At 58.3% G+C, this 17,261-nt stretch carries 18 protein-coding genes; 7 read left to right on the top strand and 11 right to left on the bottom strand.

Translation table 11 applies throughout. The annotated features are described in order from the left end of the window. Positions 1 to 49 precede the first annotated feature (49 nt). Entirely contained in the window at positions 50 to 1,207 is a 1,158-nt protein-coding gene (locus CL546_RS05795) for an iron-containing alcohol dehydrogenase (protein WP_290493593.1), read from the top strand. A 51-nt stretch (positions 1,208 to 1,258) separates the two neighbouring features. Further along, positions 1,259 to 1,693 (top strand): acyl-CoA thioesterase, encoded by a 435-nt coding sequence (locus CL546_RS05790; protein WP_290493592.1) that lies wholly within the window; start codon positions 1,259 to 1,261, stop codon positions 1,691 to 1,693. A 187-nt stretch (positions 1,694 to 1,880) separates the two neighbouring features. Here the strand turns inward: CL546_RS05790 and CL546_RS05785 are convergent, their stop codons facing one another. From CL546_RS05785 to CL546_RS05745, 9 genes are all read right to left on the bottom strand, one after another. Beyond that, entirely contained in the window at positions 1,881 to 2,870 is a 990-nt protein-coding gene (locus CL546_RS05785) for a TonB family protein (RefSeq protein WP_290493591.1), read from the bottom strand. Then, positions 2,867 to 3,367: an ExbD/TolR family protein gene (locus CL546_RS05780; protein ID WP_007149995.1), complete on the bottom strand. Its 501-nt coding sequence runs from the start codon at positions 3,365 to 3,367 to the stop codon at positions 2,867 to 2,869. The genes CL546_RS05785 and CL546_RS05780 overlap by 4 nt, the downstream gene beginning before the upstream one ends. Next, on the bottom strand, positions 3,364 to 3,894 hold the full coding sequence (locus CL546_RS05775; RefSeq protein ID WP_290493590.1) for an ExbD/TolR family protein: 531 nt from the start codon (positions 3,892 to 3,894) through the stop codon (positions 3,364 to 3,366). Before CL546_RS05775 ends, CL546_RS05780 begins: the two co-directional genes overlap by 4 nt. 41 nt (positions 3,895 to 3,935) lie before the next feature. After that, entirely contained in the window at positions 3,936 to 4,628 is a 693-nt protein-coding gene (locus CL546_RS05770) for a MotA/TolQ/ExbB proton channel family protein (protein ID WP_007151030.1), read from the bottom strand. A 149-nt stretch (positions 4,629 to 4,777) separates the two neighbouring features. Then, complete coding sequence (locus CL546_RS05765) at positions 4,778 to 5,065, bottom strand: hypothetical protein (protein ID WP_290493589.1); 288 nt, start codon at positions 5,063 to 5,065, stop codon at positions 4,778 to 4,780. Further along, positions 5,065 to 5,829, bottom strand: coding sequence for a tetratricopeptide repeat protein (locus CL546_RS05760; RefSeq protein ID WP_290493588.1), 765 nt, complete (start codon positions 5,827 to 5,829; stop codon positions 5,065 to 5,067). Before CL546_RS05760 ends, CL546_RS05765 begins: the two co-directional genes overlap by 1 nt. After that, positions 5,810 to 8,755: a tetratricopeptide repeat protein gene (locus tag CL546_RS05755; protein ID WP_290493587.1), complete on the bottom strand. Its 2,946-nt coding sequence runs from the start codon at positions 8,753 to 8,755 to the stop codon at positions 5,810 to 5,812. Before CL546_RS05755 ends, CL546_RS05760 begins: the two co-directional genes overlap by 20 nt. Continuing rightward, positions 8,752 to 10,668 (bottom strand): tetratricopeptide repeat protein, encoded by a 1,917-nt coding sequence (locus CL546_RS05750; RefSeq protein ID WP_290493586.1) that lies wholly within the window; start codon positions 10,666 to 10,668, stop codon positions 8,752 to 8,754. Before CL546_RS05750 ends, CL546_RS05755 begins: the two co-directional genes overlap by 4 nt. Continuing rightward, positions 10,665 to 11,183, bottom strand: a complete 519-nt coding sequence (locus tag CL546_RS05745; protein WP_290493585.1) for a hypothetical protein — start codon at positions 11,181 to 11,183, stop codon at positions 10,665 to 10,667. The genes CL546_RS05750 and CL546_RS05745 overlap by 4 nt, the downstream gene beginning before the upstream one ends. 224 nt (positions 11,184 to 11,407) lie before the next feature. Here CL546_RS05745 and CL546_RS05740 point away from each other — a divergent pair, with 224 nt between their 5' ends. Together CL546_RS05740 and CL546_RS05735 are read left to right on the top strand one after the other, a co-directional pair. Further along, on the top strand, positions 11,408 to 12,214 hold the full coding sequence (locus CL546_RS05740) for a fructosamine kinase family protein (protein ID WP_290493584.1): 807 nt from the start codon (positions 11,408 to 11,410) through the stop codon (positions 12,212 to 12,214). A 36-nt stretch (positions 12,215 to 12,250) separates the two neighbouring features. Continuing rightward, complete coding sequence (locus CL546_RS05735) at positions 12,251 to 13,378, top strand: 4-phosphoerythronate dehydrogenase (RefSeq protein ID WP_290493583.1); 1,128 nt, start codon at positions 12,251 to 12,253, stop codon at positions 13,376 to 13,378. Here the strand turns inward: CL546_RS05735 and CL546_RS05730 are convergent. Then, on the bottom strand, positions 13,341 to 13,514 hold the full coding sequence (locus tag CL546_RS05730) for a PA1571 family protein (protein WP_290493582.1): 174 nt from the start codon (positions 13,512 to 13,514) through the stop codon (positions 13,341 to 13,343). The two genes, CL546_RS05735 and CL546_RS05730, sit on opposite strands and share 38 nt — an antisense overlap. Positions 13,515 to 13,607: 93 nt before the next feature. Between CL546_RS05730 and CL546_RS05725 the strand changes: the two genes are divergently transcribed. Next, entirely contained in the window at positions 13,608 to 14,753 is a 1,146-nt protein-coding gene (locus CL546_RS05725; protein ID WP_290493581.1) for an ATP-NAD kinase family protein, read from the top strand. A 145-nt stretch (positions 14,754 to 14,898) separates the two neighbouring features. Here CL546_RS05725 and htpX read toward each other — a convergent pair whose 3' ends face one another. Next, the gene (gene htpX / locus CL546_RS05720) at positions 14,899 to 15,795 is read right to left on the bottom strand and encodes a protease HtpX (protein WP_063520908.1); all 897 of its coding nucleotides are present in this window, start codon (positions 15,793 to 15,795) and stop codon (positions 14,899 to 14,901) included. A gap of 142 nt (positions 15,796 to 15,937) precedes the next feature. Between htpX and CL546_RS05715 the strand changes: the two genes are divergently transcribed. Continuing rightward, the gene (locus CL546_RS05715) at positions 15,938 to 16,885 is read left to right on the top strand and encodes a class I SAM-dependent methyltransferase (RefSeq protein WP_290493699.1); all 948 of its coding nucleotides are present in this window, start codon (positions 15,938 to 15,940) and stop codon (positions 16,883 to 16,885) included. 82 nt (positions 16,886 to 16,967) lie between these two features. Beyond that, complete coding sequence (locus tag CL546_RS05710) at positions 16,968 to 17,231, top strand: PepSY domain-containing protein (RefSeq protein ID WP_290493580.1); 264 nt, start codon at positions 16,968 to 16,970, stop codon at positions 17,229 to 17,231. Positions 17,232 to 17,261: the final 30 nt, after the last annotated feature.

Below are 17,261 nucleotides of genomic sequence, written 5' to 3'. Positions count from 1 at the left end.
CAGCTGTGCTAGCATAAAATCACATTCCAAATTTCGATGGAGAGACACCATGGTGGGGTTTGAATTTGCCACCACGCACCGAGTGTTGGTGGAAGCGGGGGCCGCAACCCGTTTGCCTGAACTGTGCCAGCAGCTGGGCGCCAGCCGGGTCATGCTGGTCACCGATCCCGGTATTCGCAGCACGCCCTTGCTGGGGCCAGTGGAAGAGAGTTTCCGCAGCGCCAATATGCCCCTGGTGATTTTCGATCAGGTCAGTGCGGACCCTGCCGATTCGGTGGTGCTGGACGCCGCCGGGCAGGCCAAGGATGCTGGCGCGGATCTGGTGATTGGTTTTGGCGGTGGCTCATCCATGGATGTGGCCAAGCTGGTTGCCTTGTTGTCGCACCCCAAGGCCAGTCAGCAGTTGTCCGATATTTACGGCGTTGGCCTGGCAACGGGGCCGCGACTGCCATTGGTGCAGGTGCCGACTACGGCGGGTACAGGCTCTGAGGTGACGCCGGTGGCAATCGTGACCACCGGTGCGACCACCAAGGCGGGTGTGGTCGCGCCGTCGTTGTTGCCGGACCTGGCTGTGCTGGACGCCGAGCTGACCTTGGGGTTGCCGCCTCATGTCACGGCCGCCACTGGCGTAGATGCCATGGTGCATGCCATCGAGGCCTACACCAGTGCCCACAAGAAAAACCCGTACTCCGACATGTTGGCCCGTGAAGCGCTGCGCTTGTTGGGGGGCAACCTGGCCATGGCGGTGAAGGAGGGCAGCAATCTGCTTGCCCGGGAAGCTTGCCTGCTGGGTGCAATGATGGCGGGGCAAGCCTTTGCCAATGCCCCGGTAGCGGCGGTACACGCGCTGGCTTACCCTCTGGGAGGGCATTTTCACATCCCCCATGGCTTGAGCAATTCTTTGGTTTTGCCGGAAGTGTTGCGTTTCAATTTGCCCAAGGCAGCGCCGCTCTATGCTGAACTGGCGCCGATTCTCAGTGACCGTCCCTTTGCTGACCATGAAGATGGCGCCGGCGTGCTGATCGCTGCGCTGGAGTCGTTGATCCGTGAGGTGGGCCTGCCGGTACGCTTGCGTGATGCCGGGGTCACCGAAGACAGCCTGGAAACGCTGGCCGCGGATGCCATGCTGCAGCAACGGCTGCTGGTGAATAACCCCCGGGAAGTGACGGAGGCGGATGCCCTGAATATTTACAAGGCAGTTTATTAATTAAAGAGACGCAACACGCGACATGCGTTGCTACTTTCAGGGAATACACGAATGAGCGATAAACCAGGCCGTCCTCAGCGTGAGGAGTACGGTTACCTTTGCCCGGTGGATAGTCGCTGGAGCGATAATGATATCTACGGCCACATCAACAATGTGGTGTATTACAGCTATTTTGACTCCACCATCAACCGTTACCTGGTCGACGAAGGCGGGTTGGATATCCACGAAGGGGAGCACATCGCCTATGTGGTTAGCTCCGGTTGTGATTATTTGGAAGCGGCAGCCTATCCGGAATCTTTGGTGGTGGGGATGAAGGTGGACAAGCTGGGGAACAGCTCTGTGCGCTATGGCTTGGCTCTATTCGGCAGTGAAGGCCCGGCCAAGGCCACCGGCTTTGTGGTACACGTGTTCGTGAATCGAACAACAGGGCGACCTGTAGCCATTCCTGATGCCCTGCGTGAAGCGTTAGCACGACTGGCGCAGTAGAGAGTTATCGTTGTCAGAAAAGGGTGATACTCAGTAACAGCTTGCTCATCATGTAGGTCGACTTAGGCGAAGCCGTAAGCCGACAACAAGCTACACGGCTAATGGTAGAAAAAAGGCGGAAATGGGGGCTAGCCCATTTCCGCCTTTTTCATGTTGCCTGCGGCGTGTTGCGTGCCGCGTCTTGGTTTTAGTTAGGGAAGAAGTTCAGCTTGTAATCGCCTTTCCAGGTTTCCACGTTCATGGCGCCGAAGTTCATCTTCCGGGCCACCAGCAGGATCCGTCGTTCAAGCTTGTCGTCACCCAGCTGACTGGACTTGATCTTCACGTCCAGCACGTCGCCACTGGGGGCGATGGTCAAAGCAAGCACCACGGTCCCTTGCAGGGCAGGGTTGCTGCGCAGTGCGCGCTGGTACTGGCTGTTGAACTTGCCAGCATAGCGGTCGAATACGCGACGTAACTGCTCCTGGGTACGACGGCTCTTGCCATCGCTGCCTTTGCGCGAGGTGCTGGCGGCTTCACCGGCCTGGGCAATCTTGCTGTCGACCTGTTTGCCGCCACTGCCCACGGTGCCGGCAGACAAGGTCCCGCCGCCACCGCCGCCGCTTGAGGCCCGTGCCACTGCCACGCCCCCCGAACCGCTGCCGGCACGGGTGCCGATCAGGTCACGTTCGGCCTTGGCGGTGGTGCTGCCACCGGTTCTCAGGTCGCTACCGGAGTTCACCAGCGGACCGATATCATCCAGCCCGGCCAGGGAATCGCCCAGGTCTTCTTCCAGTTTGGCCTGTGCTTTTTCACGGGCCTGCTGGCGTTCCTGAGGTTCCGGTACCGGTTTGGGCTTGGGCTCGGGTTTCGGCTCAGGCTTGGGCTCCGGTTTGGGTTCCTCTTTCTTGGGTTCTTCCTTTTTCTCCTCCGGCTCGGGTTCCGGTTCGGGCTCCGGCGGTGGTGGTTCTTTTTTCTTCTCCATGACCAGTTGCGCAAGGCGCTCCGGAATTTTCTGCTGCTCACGACGATCCGGTTTCTCGATAGTCACCGCGTTCACCATGATCATGATCAGCAAAGAGAGAATCAGTAGAACGATCACGATGCCGTATAGGCGCCGGTCTTCCCCCTCTTGTTTGTCCCAGGGCAGCGAGCCGTCGATCAGTATGCGCAGCTTGTTATTGTTTTTCTGCGTCATTCTTCCTCCTCCTCTGCGACTTTCAGCACAGCGAAGGCGACTTGTGTGTACGGGGTTTCCATACAGCTACGCATCAACTTCTTGATCACCGAGTAGGGCACCGAGCGGTCGGCAAGAATCATTATTTCCCGGTCTTCGTCCGGGCTGATCGCCAGACCCTGCGAGGCACGGAAATTCAATTCTTCCACCAGCGCCGCCACGGTGCGCTCTTCCTGATTTCTGACTGTTTCGGTATCGGCGATTTTTTGCCCTTCAACAATGATGTCCACGGGGCTTACCTGAATGGTCAGTACCTCGGTGGGTAGCTCCTGGGCAATGGATTCCGGTAACTGGATATCCTGATTGTCCGGCAGCTTGGCCGCATTGTTGTTATTCACCAGCAGAAAGATCAGCAGGATGGTGAAAATGTCCATCAGGGATGTCAGGTTCAGTGTGGCAACAGCCTTGTGCTTGCCGTGATGTCGGGCCATGCGGCGAGCACGGGATGACTTCTTCATGCATCACCTCCCTGGCCGGCGCTTTGATCCTTGGGGGCTGAACCGATGCTGATGCTCGGGAACAACTCTTTCTTGATGGTTTGGCCGTTGACCTCGCTGTTGTACAGACGCACGGCGTCCATAGTCTGGATCATCACCTCGTAGGGGGTGTCATCCTCGCACAGCAGGGTAATAGCGGTTTCCTGAGGAAACTTTTCTTTTACCTTCACAAGGTAATCGTGCAGGCCGGTGCTATTGGGCTTCTCGCCATCGTTTTTCACAATCTTGAGTACCGCACTGGTATTACGGTCGACCACTTCATAGCGGTTGCCATAAATCAGCACTTCAAGCACCAGCTTGTCTTTTTCGTCGTCTTCCGAGGGGGTGCTGCTGTCATTCACCGCGGGCAGGTCGAGTTGCAGGATGGATACCTGCGCGAAGACCGCGTTGATCAGCAGAAAGGGAATCAGCACTACCATCAAATTCAAAAAGGCAGTGATGTTCAGTTCCACCTCGGTGTCGTGCGAACGTCGTCTGCGAAAACGCATACCAGATCCTTACACCAGGTTAGCGAAAACAAGAAAGCGGCTTATTGACCGTCGTTCTTGCGCTCTTGCTGGGCAGAAACCTGGCGGAATACGTTAACGAATTTCACCGAGGCCATTTCCATGCTGTCGACCAGTTTGCCGGTCATGGAATTGATAAAGGCAAAAGCCAACAGCATCGGGATCGCAGCGATCAGACCGAATGCAGTGGTGTTCATGGCCACAGAGATCGAGGCAGATAGCAGGTCAGCTTTCTGGGCCGGGTCTGCACTGGCTACGGCGGTAAAGGCGCTGATCAGGCCGAGAATAGTACCGAGCAGACCGAGCAGGGTTGCGATGTTCGCAAAGGTGGCGATGTAAGGCGTGCGGGTTTCCAGGCGCGGAATGATTTCCATCAGGCCTTCTTCCATGGCCAGTTCGATATCATCGTGACGCTTGGCAGACTTGGCACGCTCCAGGCCGTAACCGATTACCTTGGCCATACCGGTGTTGCTGTTGCTGACCACGTCCAGAGCCTGACGGAACTGGCCCTTGGCAATCAGTGGGTAAACGTCTTTCCAGGTTTTCTGGTTTTTTGCTTTGGTGGCCTGGAGGTAGATGATGCGTTCCAGAGACAGGGCCAGGCCCAGTGCCAACACAATCAAAATGGGGTACATGAAGAACCCGCCATCCTGAATAAATTTGATAGAGGTCTCAATGACACCCAGGTTTTGGGCGGCAGCGGCGGTGGTGGGCATGAACTTCTCCTGCGATGTTTCTGTTTAGCGTTATTGTTGGGCGCCGCGACGTTTCGGCTGGTGTGAACGTGCTGGCGCCTTTCCCCAAAGTGTTCGTTTTTATCAGAAAAAAAGCGTGCACGCACGCTAATGCTATTTACGGTGTTGGTTTATTCCAGAAACAGGCCGTCATTGTCCGGTTCCTGGGTCAGTAGCTGGTGATACTCGATTTCACGCATCAGCACTTCCTGGTCCAGTGGCTCCAGCACCCGATTGAGCAATGACGAGGTGGGATCCTTCTTTTCCAGCTTTACTTCACGGTCTTTCCAGGGCACCACGTTCAGCACCGTGGGGGCTTCCTGGGTCCCGATCACGTTGGTCGATGGTTCGCTCGAGTCATCGGCGGCATGGCTAGCAGCGGCCAACAGCAGTGCAGCAAGGGTCAACAGGCTTCGCATCAGTTTATCTCCCCGGGGTTAAGGGTCGAGCCGTTTTCGGCCACTGGTTGGCTGGGCTGTTCCGGTGCACGACGCTCCAGATCGACAATCCAGTTGGCCACGTTTTCGTCCGGCAGTTTCTGAAGATTCTGGTAGGCACGGAAATGATTGAGCGCCAGGTTCATGTCTTGCAGGTACAGCTCGCCGAGTACGGCCAGGTTGAAATGGGCGCGAGCATACTTGGGATCAAGCACCAGGGCGCGTTCATAATGAATACGGGCGTTATCGAATTCGCCTTGCTCGCGCAGGGCCAGGCCCAGCCCATTGTGGGCATAGGGGTTGGCATCATTGATGGCCAGGGACTGCTCGAAGGCCGCACGGGCCTTGTCGTAATCCTCCAGTTCCATCTGTATCAAGCCGATGTTGAGCTGCGGGCCGGACAGTTGCGGATAACGTTCGGCCAGGGACTGGAACATGACCAGTGCCTGTTCGTTGTTGCCTGCCATGCGAGTTTGCAGAGCACGGGCGTACTCGCCCATGGCCTGTTGCGCGATTTTTTCGACTTTCGGGTCGTGGGGCACGGGTGGAATATGCACGGCATCACTGTCGGCGGCAGCGGCGCCACTTTTTTGCTGTTCATATTTGCTGGTGTTGCCTTCGGCAGTGCCGTCCAGTCCGCCCCCCTGGTTAATGGCACAGCCCGCGAAGAGCAGTGCCAGCAAGAGGGCCGCGCCGCGTGTTACGTGCTGCGTGCAGCGTGTGGCGTTAATAAATAATGTCGACATAGCTCTCAACCTGTTCAAACTTCGCATAACGGCCGGGAATCAGCTCTGCTAACGCGGTAAAGCTCTTTTTTACCCACTGGTCATAGATGTCATCGGTGACCAGGTTGGCATTGGCGATAAGAATATCGATGGCCTGGTCCTCATAGGGGAGGGCCTTGTCTTCAAGCAGCATGGTGTACTCTTCAAGCTCCAGTTCATCCATGCCGTTGGGGCGTTCCGACTTGATCAGGTCCTTGGCCAGCACGCGATACATCTCACCAATTTTGTAGTTGGCTGCGGTGGCGTATTCAGCGACGCCAATCTGGGCAACAGCCTGGTAATCGGCCAGTGCTGTTTTCATCACCGTGGTCTTGGCGGCCAGCGAGGTTTTCAGCGGCTGCTCAAGCTTGATGCGATTGAACTCCTGGAAGTTCGGTTCGGCCAGGGTGAAGCTGGCGTAGGCGGCCAGCCAGGCGACGCGGTCGTCGGCATTGTTGCCGGCGTCACGATAGCTGGTGACAAGCTGCTTCAACCAGTAGGTTTCCCGCTCGCTGTTGGCGGTTTTGCGGTTCAGTTCTACCAGCCTGAACTGGGCTTCAGAGCGGAAGTCATAAGGCTGCGGCCATTCCTGCAGATACTGTTCGTAGAGCGCAATGGACGCCTGCGGCTTCTCGGCGCGGTCCTGCATTTCTGCAGCGCGCCACATGGCCTGACGGGCCAGCTCATCGTTCTCGCCTTTATGGTTGGCGGCGATCAGGGTCAGCTCACCCGCCGCGGCGGTATAATTGCCTTGCTGCTCGTAGGCCACCGCCAGTTTGTCCGGGATGGTATCGGTCAACGGATCGTTCGGGTAACGCTGACGGAAGGCTTCCAGGACCGGAATGGCATCGGCACTGCGCTGCTGCTGGATGAACAGGGTGGCCGCGTCAAACTCCGCATTCTTGCGCACGGCCGCTTCCGGCACCGCCTGGCCAACGCGCAGGAAGGTGGCGGCTGCCACATCCAGGCTGCCCTGATCACGCTGCTGTTCGCCCTGACGGTAGATGCTGAGTGCCAGTTTTTCTCGGTACTCGGCACGTTGCTCAGGCTGCACTTCCAGCAGCAAAAGTTTGTTGTAGGCCATCTCGGCGACCTTGAAGCGGCCCAGATCGAATTCACCGTTAGCAATGGTGGCCCAGCCGTAGCGGAGCATTGCCGGTTCGGGGGCTGGTTCGCGGGTGACCAGGATGCCGGCGGTTTTTACTGCCCCTTCCACGTCGCCCAGTGCCAGCTGATCTTCGGCGGTATCGTGTAGCACGTTGGTAGCCTGGGGGTGTTGCGGGAAGTTTTGTCCAAACTTCTGGGCGCTGGCGATTTTCTGTTGACGCCACTGGGTTGCCTGTTCTGGCTCCAGCTCGCCATCGAGAATTTTCTGGTAGGCAACCAGACCTGAGAAGGCTGCGTCGCCACCGGTGGTGTGTTCGGGGTAGCCATAGGCGGTGCGTTCGAACTGCGCAATCGCAGCCGGGTAATCGTTGGCGGCGAACAGCACATCGGCGTAGCGGTGGTTCACGTCACCCTGATTGGCGCTGACGGGGGGCGTGTCCAGGTATTCCTTGTACCAGCGTGCTGGCGCCTGGTAGTCCGCTGGCTTGCCGGATTTCTGGGCGAGTACATGGTGGTATTCGGCCAGATCAAGAATGTGCCCCTTTAGCAGATCCACGTACTGCTGGCGGATATCCGGGTGGCGATTCCAGTACTCGCTGTTCACCCCATAGTGGTCGATGAATTTTTCTTTGGCCGGCAGTACCAGGGTCGGGAAGCCGCCTTTCTGGTAAGACTCGATCTGCAGGGTGGAAAACTCCGGCGCCAAGCGAGAATCCGGGTACACCTGCACGAACATATCGTAGGTTTCAGCCGCATCGCGGAAGCGTTCCTGGTTCAGGTAGACGTCACCGAGGTTGCGGTAAATGTCCGGTTCGTAATCCCGGTTGCCGTTGCGGGCAAACCAGGCTTTTACGGACTTGGCACCGTTCAGGTTACTGAAGCTGAGGCTGACGACCCGCTGGGTATCGCTGAACAGTTTACTTTCCATGCTGGTGTTATCGGCCAGCACGGCCTGGCCGTTCAGGTTGTCCAGCAGGGTAAAGAAGCTGTCCTGGGCGCGTTCGTATTCGCCCAGTTTGTAGTAACTCCAGCCGTGCTTGTACAGCGCCTGGTTATAGAATTCGTTGCGCTCGCCCCGTTCGATGACGTCAGCGTAGGCTTTTTCTGCGTATTCGTAGTCGCCTTCGGAGAACAGCATTTCGCCGCGACGGAACTGGGATTCCAGTGCCCATTCGCTGTTGGGGTATTGCTCTACCAGGGAATCCAGGCTGCTGCGGGCCTTGTCCAGATCCCCATCCATGGCGTAGGCCTTGGAGAGCAGATAATAGGCTTCGGCACGTTCGTTGGCATCGCTGGTGCTGTTTAGCAGCTCCTGATAGAGCTGGATCGCCGTGCTGTAGTCCACATCCTCGTCGGCGAGCGTGGGGGACATGGTGCCTGCCAGGTCCAGCAGGGCCAGCTTCCGCTCGGTGTCGTCGGTGGTCTGCACCTGGGACATGGTGTTGTCGTAAACGAGCTGGTCGACTTTTTGCTCCAGCTTTTCGTCTTCCTGCTGGGCAATCTGCATGTCCTGCTCGGTGGCAGAGGCCAGTGCCAGGTCGGCCATGCGTCGCAGGGTTTTGGCCCGGCGTTGCGGATCGTCGAACAGTTCAGCCGCCTGACGGTAGCTGTTCAGGGCATCCTGAGTGGACGCGCTTTCCAGTTGCTGCTCTTCAATGACAATGTCTGTGCTTTCCAGGTCCGCTAGGGTGGTTCCCCCGAAACGGGCCTGTTGCTCCAGGGTGCCACTTGGCGGTGCGGATGCGCAGCCCCCCAAGGCCACCATCGCTGCAGCCAGACTGTGCAGGCGAAATCGTTTCACGATCCTTTCCTCTGATTTTTCTCACCGGAGACAGACGAATCCTGCAGGCGGGCAATGGCCAGATGTGCCTCGGCCAACTGGTCAGCCAGCTTTTGCTGGTTGGCGTGGAGCAGGGCGAGGGCGTCGGCCTGCATGTTTTGCTCCAGGGCCAGCAAGGTGTCTTCTGTCAGATGCTTTATTTGTTTTATTTTCTGGTCTTGTGCGGCGAGGCGTTGGCCTACGTCGTCACGGGTACGCAGGGTGGCGTCCCGGATCTGTTGGCTTATCGCCGCAATACGTTGTGCCAGTATCTGGCTTTCTTCGCGTAATTGGGTAGCAGCTTGCACTTGTTGTTCGCGTTGTTCCACCGACTGGTGGGCAATATCCCAAAGTAACAGGCCGCGAACCCGGCGCAAGCGAATGGCGTTGTTGTGGTCGGAACCGGGGATACGGCCGAATTGATGGGCGAGGGCGTCGACTTTCTTCCACATGATGGCCTGTTCAGCATTGGCCACATCGGCAGGCTTCTCCAGGTCCACATAGTTGGGGATGCGGTTGGCCAGTTTGTCGCTGGCCTGGCTGAGCGCCTCCTGGCGGCTCATCAAGCCGGTGACCTGCCCGCGAACATGGGGCAGGTTTCGGCTCAACATCTCACGCTGTTGCTGGTAGCTTTGCTGCAAGGCGGGCAGTGATTCCTGCCAATGCTCCACCATGCTCTTGATCTGCTGGATCTGCCGGTAGTGCTCAAAGCGTTGGGCAAAGTGGTTACTGGAGAACAGCTTGTACAAATACGAGAGTTCGCCACCTCTGGCCATGTCATCGGTGTTGGCGGGCAGCAGGCCGGCGGCGTTTTCGTCTTCAGGGAGCAGCGCTTCGGACCAGCCGGGTTTGGCGATGTTGTCGATGGCGCGCTGAATGTCCTTGAGGCCCTCACGGTATTGCGTGGCCGCATATTGATAGCCCGACAGGGCCTGGGGTAAGCCGCCGAGTTCTTCGTAGGCGCGTGGGGCGAGCATCAGCGCTTCCTGTACGGACGGGTGGCTGCTGTTGCGGCGTACGGCTTCCAGCCACAGGGGCAGGGCGCGTTTCACGTCGCCGGCACGGTAGTTCGCCAGGCCCAGAGCGAGCAGGGCATCTTCGGAGAAAGGACCGTCGCTGCGTACCTGGCGCAGATCAGCGCGGGCACTTTCCAGGTTGCCGTCTTTCAGTTCTGTCAGGCCTGACGCCAAGGCCGCCCGGTCACGCAGAGCCAGCGCCTGATCGCTGCTGCCCCCTGCGGACAGCAAGGATTTAAGCAGCTCAAGGCCCTGATCCTGATGGCCGGCCCGAATCAGCGCCACGCCCATGTTGTAGCTGGCGTAACGGCCTTCATCGGTATTCAGGGGTACGGAATGGAGGTAGTCCAGGGCACCGGTAAAGTCGCCCTCGGCCATGAAGATATTGGCCAGCATCAGGCGGCGGCGAGCTTCGTCAACGGACTCCAGCCCTTTCATGTTTTCGCCATCGAGAATCATGGCCGCGTCGGTGTAGTTGCCTTCGCGGTAATGCAAGGCGGCCTTGTGCAGCCAGGTCTGGGCGCGGGTGCGGCTGAGAATGTCCTTGGCCAGCAGCCGGTTGAAGATGGTTTCGGCTTTGTCGGGCAGGCCGTAGGTGACGTAGAGGTCCCCGAGGACCAGTTCGGCGTAGTCGGTATCTTCGTTGAATAGCTGTTGCTGTTGGTTCACCAGCAGCAGGTTGATGGCATCGAAGTTGGCTTCGCGATAGTAGTCATACATGACTTCACCGAACGCCAGGTAGCGGTGTTCTTCTGCGCCGAGAATCTGCGGGCCGGTGTCTAGGTCATCAAAAAACTCGACTTTTGCCGCGTGGGCAGGCGATAGATTGACCGCAAGCAGCGAATATAACAGCCACCGTTTCATCCGGGGTCGTGTCATTGCTGATTCCATTCACGGAATTCGAATTTGTGCTGCTGGCTATTCAGGTCATCGACCACCTGCATCTCCACCATTTTGCGGCCGGGGCCCTTGGTGAAGTTGTAGATGGTGGTTTTCTGGTAATCCTTGCCGAGGGGGTCATAGCCGGTGATGGTGGCTTCCATGACATGGCGGCCGCTGGTCAGGTTACCGGTATACAAACGCTGAATGCCGCCCTTGGTGAGGGCTTCGAATTCCTGGTCGGAATAGAAGTGGTAGCCAACATGGTCACCGTCGATGGTCAGGTTGATGTCCACCAGGCGGATTGGGGTGCCCACGTCTACAGAGACAAAGATGCTGGTCTGGGGGCTGGCGTAGAGTAATTCCTGCTCCAGCAGGGTGAGGTCCCGGTTCAGGTTGAGGGCTTCGCTCTTGAGTTGGCGAATCTGCTCGGACAGGCCATCGTCGTCAGCCGCACCGGCAATGGAACACAGGCTCACTAACACGGCGCCGCAGAAGGGCAAAAATGCTTTCATGGGGTGGCGATCGCTTCTTTTGTTGTTATGGGCCGGAATCCCGGCGTGCTTTATAGCGTTAGTTGTAATCAGAAGAACGGCTTAAATCAAGGGTAACCATCGGTCATGATTGGCCCTTAGCACCACCGGCGGAGGCCTCTATAGTCAAGTTTATGGATAGTAATGATGCGAATTTGCCACTAGTGCTGCGACGGGCACTGTCCGCAAGGGGCTGGAACCAGCAGATGCAGTATCGGTCCGGTGCGGGTGGGGACACCGCCAATAGCGGTTTGCTGACGCATTCGGGGGGGCGTTGTTTTGTGAAAATGCACTCCAATGCCGCATTGCTGGAAGCGGAAGAAGCCGGGTTGCGGGCCTTGGAGCCGTGGCTACGGGTGCCGCGGGTAGAGGGCCGGTACGCCGATGGGGCGGGCGGGGTGCTGTTTCTGGAAGCCCTGGCGCTGGAGCCTTTGGGGCAGGCTGGGTGGCGGACTGCAGGGCAAGCCTTGGCCAGGCTTCACAGCGGGGCCAAAAACACGGTGTATGGCGGTGTGGCGGACAACTTTATTGGTGGCATGGCGCAGTACAACAGTGATGAAACCGAATGGCCCCGTTTTTTTGCCCGTCAGCGGCTGCAGCCACAGTTGCAATGGGCAAGGCAGAAGGGGTTGCCGGCATCGGCCTGCCGGGTTGTGCATCGGGTTATCGACCATCTGTCGAACTGGTTGCCGCGCAGGCCTGCCAGTGCGTTGTTGCACGGGGATCTGTGGATGGGGAATCTGGGCCAGATTGACGGCGCAGAGCCGGTGTTCTTCGATCCGGCCTGTTATTATGGCGACCCGCAGGTGGATCTGGCCATGCTGAACCTGTTCGGCCGACCGCCCGAGGTGTTCTACCATGGCTACCAGGGGCATTTGCCGACACCGGAGCAGCGGGCGCGGTGGCCGGTGTATGACCTGTATCACTGGCTGAATCACTTCAACCTGTTTGATCATCCCTATACTTCAGCCGTTACCAATACGGCCCGATTGCTTTGCCGGGAGCTGGAATAGCTGGCGGCAATACTGATGCTTAACCCAAGGATACCGATGCACATTATCGCCGATGCCAACATGCCCGGTTTGGAACCTTTCGAGGCTTTTGCCACCGTTGAGCGAGTGGACGGCCGCACTCTGACCCGGGAACAGCTGGGCGAGGCGGAGATTCTGTTGGTGCGCTCTGTCACCCGAGTGGACGCCACCTTGCTGGCCGGTTCGCGAGTACGCTTTGTAGGTTCCGCCACCATTGGTACGGACCACGTGGATCTGACGTACCTGGCCCAGGCGGGCATTCCGTTTGCCCATGCGCCGGGCTGTAATGCCCGTGCGGTGGCGGAATATGTGCTGCAATCCGTGCTATTGCTGTGCGCGGCCCAGGGGCGATGCCCACGGGAAACCCGGGTGGCGGTGGTTGGCCTGGGGAACGTGGGGCGCCGCGTAGCGGACTGGCTGGGTGCGCTGGGCATGACGGTGCAGGGCTGTGACCCCCTGCTGGAGAGGGCCGGTTACGCCGGGCCGGTGAACCTGGCCCCGCTGGATCAGGTGCTGGATGCCGATATCATCACCTTGCATGTGCCGCTGACCCGCACAGGGGATGATGCCACCTGGCATTTACTGAATGCCGACCGACTTTCCCGGTTGGGGCCGGAACAGATGCTGATCAATACCTGCCGTGGGCCGGTTATCGACAATGCGGCATTGTCTAAGCAGCTTGCCGGCGGCACAGGGCCTTTAACCGTGCTGGATGTGTGGGAAACCGAACCCACAGTGCCGCCGACGTTGTATCAGCAGGTGCTAATGGGGTCGCCGCATATTGCGGGTTACAGCCTGGAAGGCAAGCTCAAAGGGACTCGCATGCTCTATGACGCGGTGTGCGAGTGGGCAGGCTGGGAAGCGGTGGCAGAGACTGCTGGGGCGGATGCGCCGGTGTTGCGGCAGTCGGTGGCGAGTGATGCGGACCTGTTGGCGTTACTGCAAGCAGCATATCGGCTGGACGATGATTACCGGCGATTGGGTAACAGCTTGAATGAAGCGGCCCCTGCTGCGGCCTTTGATCGCCTGCGTAAACAGTATCCTGTCCGTCACGAACTGCACCACTGGCAGTATGACGGGCCTGTCGCGGACGCCTGGGCGGCGATTATCAGCCGACTTTTTGAGCCCGATGGTATTGCGCGGTAGGGTATTGCCACTGATCTTCCAGGTGCTCACAGGCGCGCTGGATCATGTCTTCGGTAATGGGGATTTCCCGGCCGTCCTCATCGATGATGGCCGCGCCGTGGAACGGTGATGGTGACGCTGTATTGTTCAGGTTCATGTTGAATCCCCGCGTTATGCAGATGGTCTTTAAATTTACTTAGGCGCTGTCAGTGACAGCAACGCCATTTTTGTATCTGGATATGACCCTTTTATGAAAGTCGATCAAGGTCTTTGTCTCGGTGTGCTGGTCAATCCTTATGCGGGCCTGGGTGGCAGCGTTGCGCTGAAAGGAAGCGACGGGGTGCAAACCCGTGATGAAGCCCTGCGTCGTGGTGCTGAGCCCCAGGCGCCAGGCCGGATGAGCCGGGCGCTCAAGGCGCTGTCCGCCGTCAGTAATGTGTCCGTTCTGACCTGGGGCGGTGATATGGGCGAGAACAGTTGCCGGGCAGCCAACGTGCCTTGCACGGTGATTGGTGAATCGCCTATGCCGAGCAGCCAGAATGACACCCGTGCCGCCGCTGCCGCACTGAAAGCGGCCGGGGCTGAACTGATCCTGTTTGCCGGTGGCGATGGCACCGCCCGGGATCTGGTGGATGCCATTGGGCTGGGCACCCCTGTGCTGGGCGTACCAGCGGGCTGCAAGATGCATTCTGCCGTGTATGCGGTGAATCCCGAGGCGGCGGGAAGCCTGCTGGCGGAGTTGGCCGGTGGGGGGCTGGTGGCGCTGGAGAGTGCCGAGGTGAGGGACATCGACGAAGCCGCGTTCCGCGAGGGCGTGGTCAAGGCCCGTCATTATGGAGAGCTGCAAGTACCAGCAGAAGCCCGTTACCTGCAGCAGGTGAAATGCGGCGGCCGGGAAGTGGAGGATCTGGTGGTTACCGAAGTGGCGGCCTGGGTGGCAGACAGTCTGGAAGACGACACCTGGTACCTGATGGGCTCTGGCTCCACAGTGGCTGTGGTGATGGAGCAGCTGGGGCTGGACAATACACTGCTGGGCGTGGATCTGGTCCGCAATGGCGAAGTGGTTGCCGCCGATCTGGGGGCCAGGCAGCTACTGGAGCACATTGGCGATGCGCCGGCCAAAGCCGTGATCACCGTGATTGGCGGACAGGGGCATCTGTTCGGCCGTGGCAACCAGCAATTCAGCCCGGCGCTGATTCGCCGCCTGGGCAAAGAAAATATCCAGATACTGGCTACCCGAACCAAACTGGAAACGCTGGAGGGCAGGCCCTTGCTGGTCGACAGTGGCGACGCGAAGCTGGATAAACAGCTGTGCGGGTTATGGCCGGTGACGACCGGCTATGAGGATCAGATCCTTTACCGCGTGGGGACAAATGCGTCTTTAATTGAGGGTTGATAGCTCTCGCTTGAAGGTTGATTGGTCCGAAAATTAAAGAGGCCGCGCCCATGGCCATGGGCGCGGCCTCTTTGCGTTTAGTGGATAACCACGCTGGTACACGCGCAGCTGTCAATTGTCCACTATCAACTGCCAATTTTACCCTTCACCCATGGCGCTTTTCCTGCAGCGCCGCGATGCGGTCATCCAGCGGCGGGTGCGAAGAAAACAGGGCTTTCAGGCCTTGCTTTACGCCAGAGTTGATACCGAAAGCCACCAGGGTGTCGGGCATCTGGTTGGGGACCTTGGATTCCGCTTTCAGCCGTTGCAGGGCAGAAATCATGTCGCGTCGGTCAGCCAGTTGAGCGCCGGCCACATCGGCCCGGTATTCCCGGAAGCGGGAGAACTTCATGACGATGGTGCTGGCGGCAATGCCGAAGATAATTTCTGCCACGATCACCACGATGTAGTAACCGAAGCCCAGGCCGCCGCCACCGTCACGACGCAGGAAACTGTCGATCACATAGCCCACCACGCGGGCGGCAAAAATGACAAAGGTGTTTACCACGCCCTGAATCAGGCTGAGGGTGACCATGTCACCGTTGGCCACGTGGCCAATTTCATGGGCCAGCACCGCGCGGACTTCTTCCGGGCGAAAACGGCTCAGCAAACCCTGTGAAACGGCCACTAGTGCATCATTCTTGTTCCAGCCGGTGGCGAAGGCATTGGATTGCTGGGCTGGGAAGATGCCCACTTCAGGCATCTTGATGCCAGCCTTGTCTGACAGCTCTTTCACCGTATCCAGCAACCAGCGTTCCGCCTGGTTGCCGGGCTCTTTGATGATCTGCACCTTGGCGGACCATTTGGCCATGGGCTTGGATATCAGCAGTGAAATCAGTGAACCGGCGAAACCGAACACCGCACTGAAAATCAGCAGGCTGGTCAGGTCCAGGCCGCTTCCGCTCTGGGCGAAATAGCTGTTGACGCCAAGCAGGCTAAGGGTAATGCTGGCGACCACAATAACCGCCAGGTTAGTAAGCAGATAAAGCGCGATGCGCATCATCGTGAGGTTTCTCCATCAGGTAGATGATTATTTATTGGGGGCGGGGCGCAGAAGGTTCAAGGCTTGAGCTATAATTGCTGTTTAACCGCCGGCAACATGATGCCGCAGCACACCTGTCTACCTGTAGCCCGTATTGACCCCTATGCACTTGTCCCCGTTATCAGACCTTCTTGCCCCGTATCTGGTTCCATCGTCCCAGCCAAAACATCGCCTTTTTCATGGTCGTGGCAAAACCGTGCCCTCTCTGGAATGGCTCACCGTAGATCGCTTCCCTCCGGTGTTGGTCGCCACGCTATTTCGCCCCCAGGAGCAAGCGGTGCTGGCAGAATTGGAAGTCTGCCTTACCGGGGCGCTGGCAGGTTTGGGATGTCAGACATTGGTGTTCCAGCATCGCTACGACGCCAAGGCCGAGAACCAGGTGGTATGTGGTGAGCTACCGGACAGGCCGGTCGCCACAGAGCAGGGGCTGGATTACAAGCTGGATTTCCAGCGCGGTCAGAACCTGGGCTTCTTTGCCGACATGGCGGAGGGGCGTAGCTGGCTGCGTGAACGGGCCGAGGGCTGCAAGGTGCTCAACCTGTTTAGCTTCACTTGCAGTTTTTCCGTGGCGGCGTTGACGGGTGGGGCTCGCTCTGTGGTGAACATTGATCTGTCCGATGCCGCCTTGACCCTGGGGAAGCAGAACCACGCCTTGAATGGCTATCAGGATGCCCAGGTCCATTACTTGCCCCATAACATTTTCAGAAGCTGGAAAAAGCTGCACAACCTGGGGCGCTACGACATTATCGTGGTGGATCCACCCAGTGCCCAAAAAGGCAGCTTTATGGCAGAGAAGGACTACCCGAAAGTACTGCGTAAACTGCATAAGTTATTGGCGCCGGAAGCCGACCTGCTGATCTGCCTTAATGCGCCCTGGCTGGATTACGCCTGGTTGGAGCAATGTGTGGCTGATAACTTGCCAGGGGCGCAGTTGCAATCCCGCCTGCCTGGCGCCAGTGGTTTTGACGAGGCGGGAGAGCCCGCACTGAAAACACTCCATTACCGTTACCAGCGGCCCGCGATACTGGATGTGTCTGCGGACGGGGGCTGAGTACGTAGCAAGGTCTGTAGGGATATGCTATCTGTGTAGTTGCGTGAGCCGGGTGGTGACTTTATGGATGAAGGAGAGCGACATGAAGCAGATTTTTCTTGCGGTGATGGTAGGTGCGTCTCTGGGCCTGTCTCCATTGAGCCTTGCCGATGAAAGGCCGCCAGAGGGTGCCAAACCCATTTCCGAATTGGCCAAAATGATTGAAGAGCAGGGGTATTCCCCGATTACCGAAATTTCCTTTGATCGGGGTCAGTTGGAGGTCGAGGCGTACAAAGGCACCAACAAACGTGAGCTCAAGGTAGATCCCAGGAGCGGCAAGATTCTGTCTGATCGTCGGGATGATTAGCGAGCGTTGATTGCCGGAGCTGAAAGGCTA

It is taken from the genome of Alcanivorax sp., from assembly GCF_002726155.1.
GTDB lineage: Bacteria > Pseudomonadota > Gammaproteobacteria > Pseudomonadales > Alcanivoracaceae > Alcanivorax.
This window is presented reverse-complemented; position numbering and strand designations above follow the sequence as displayed.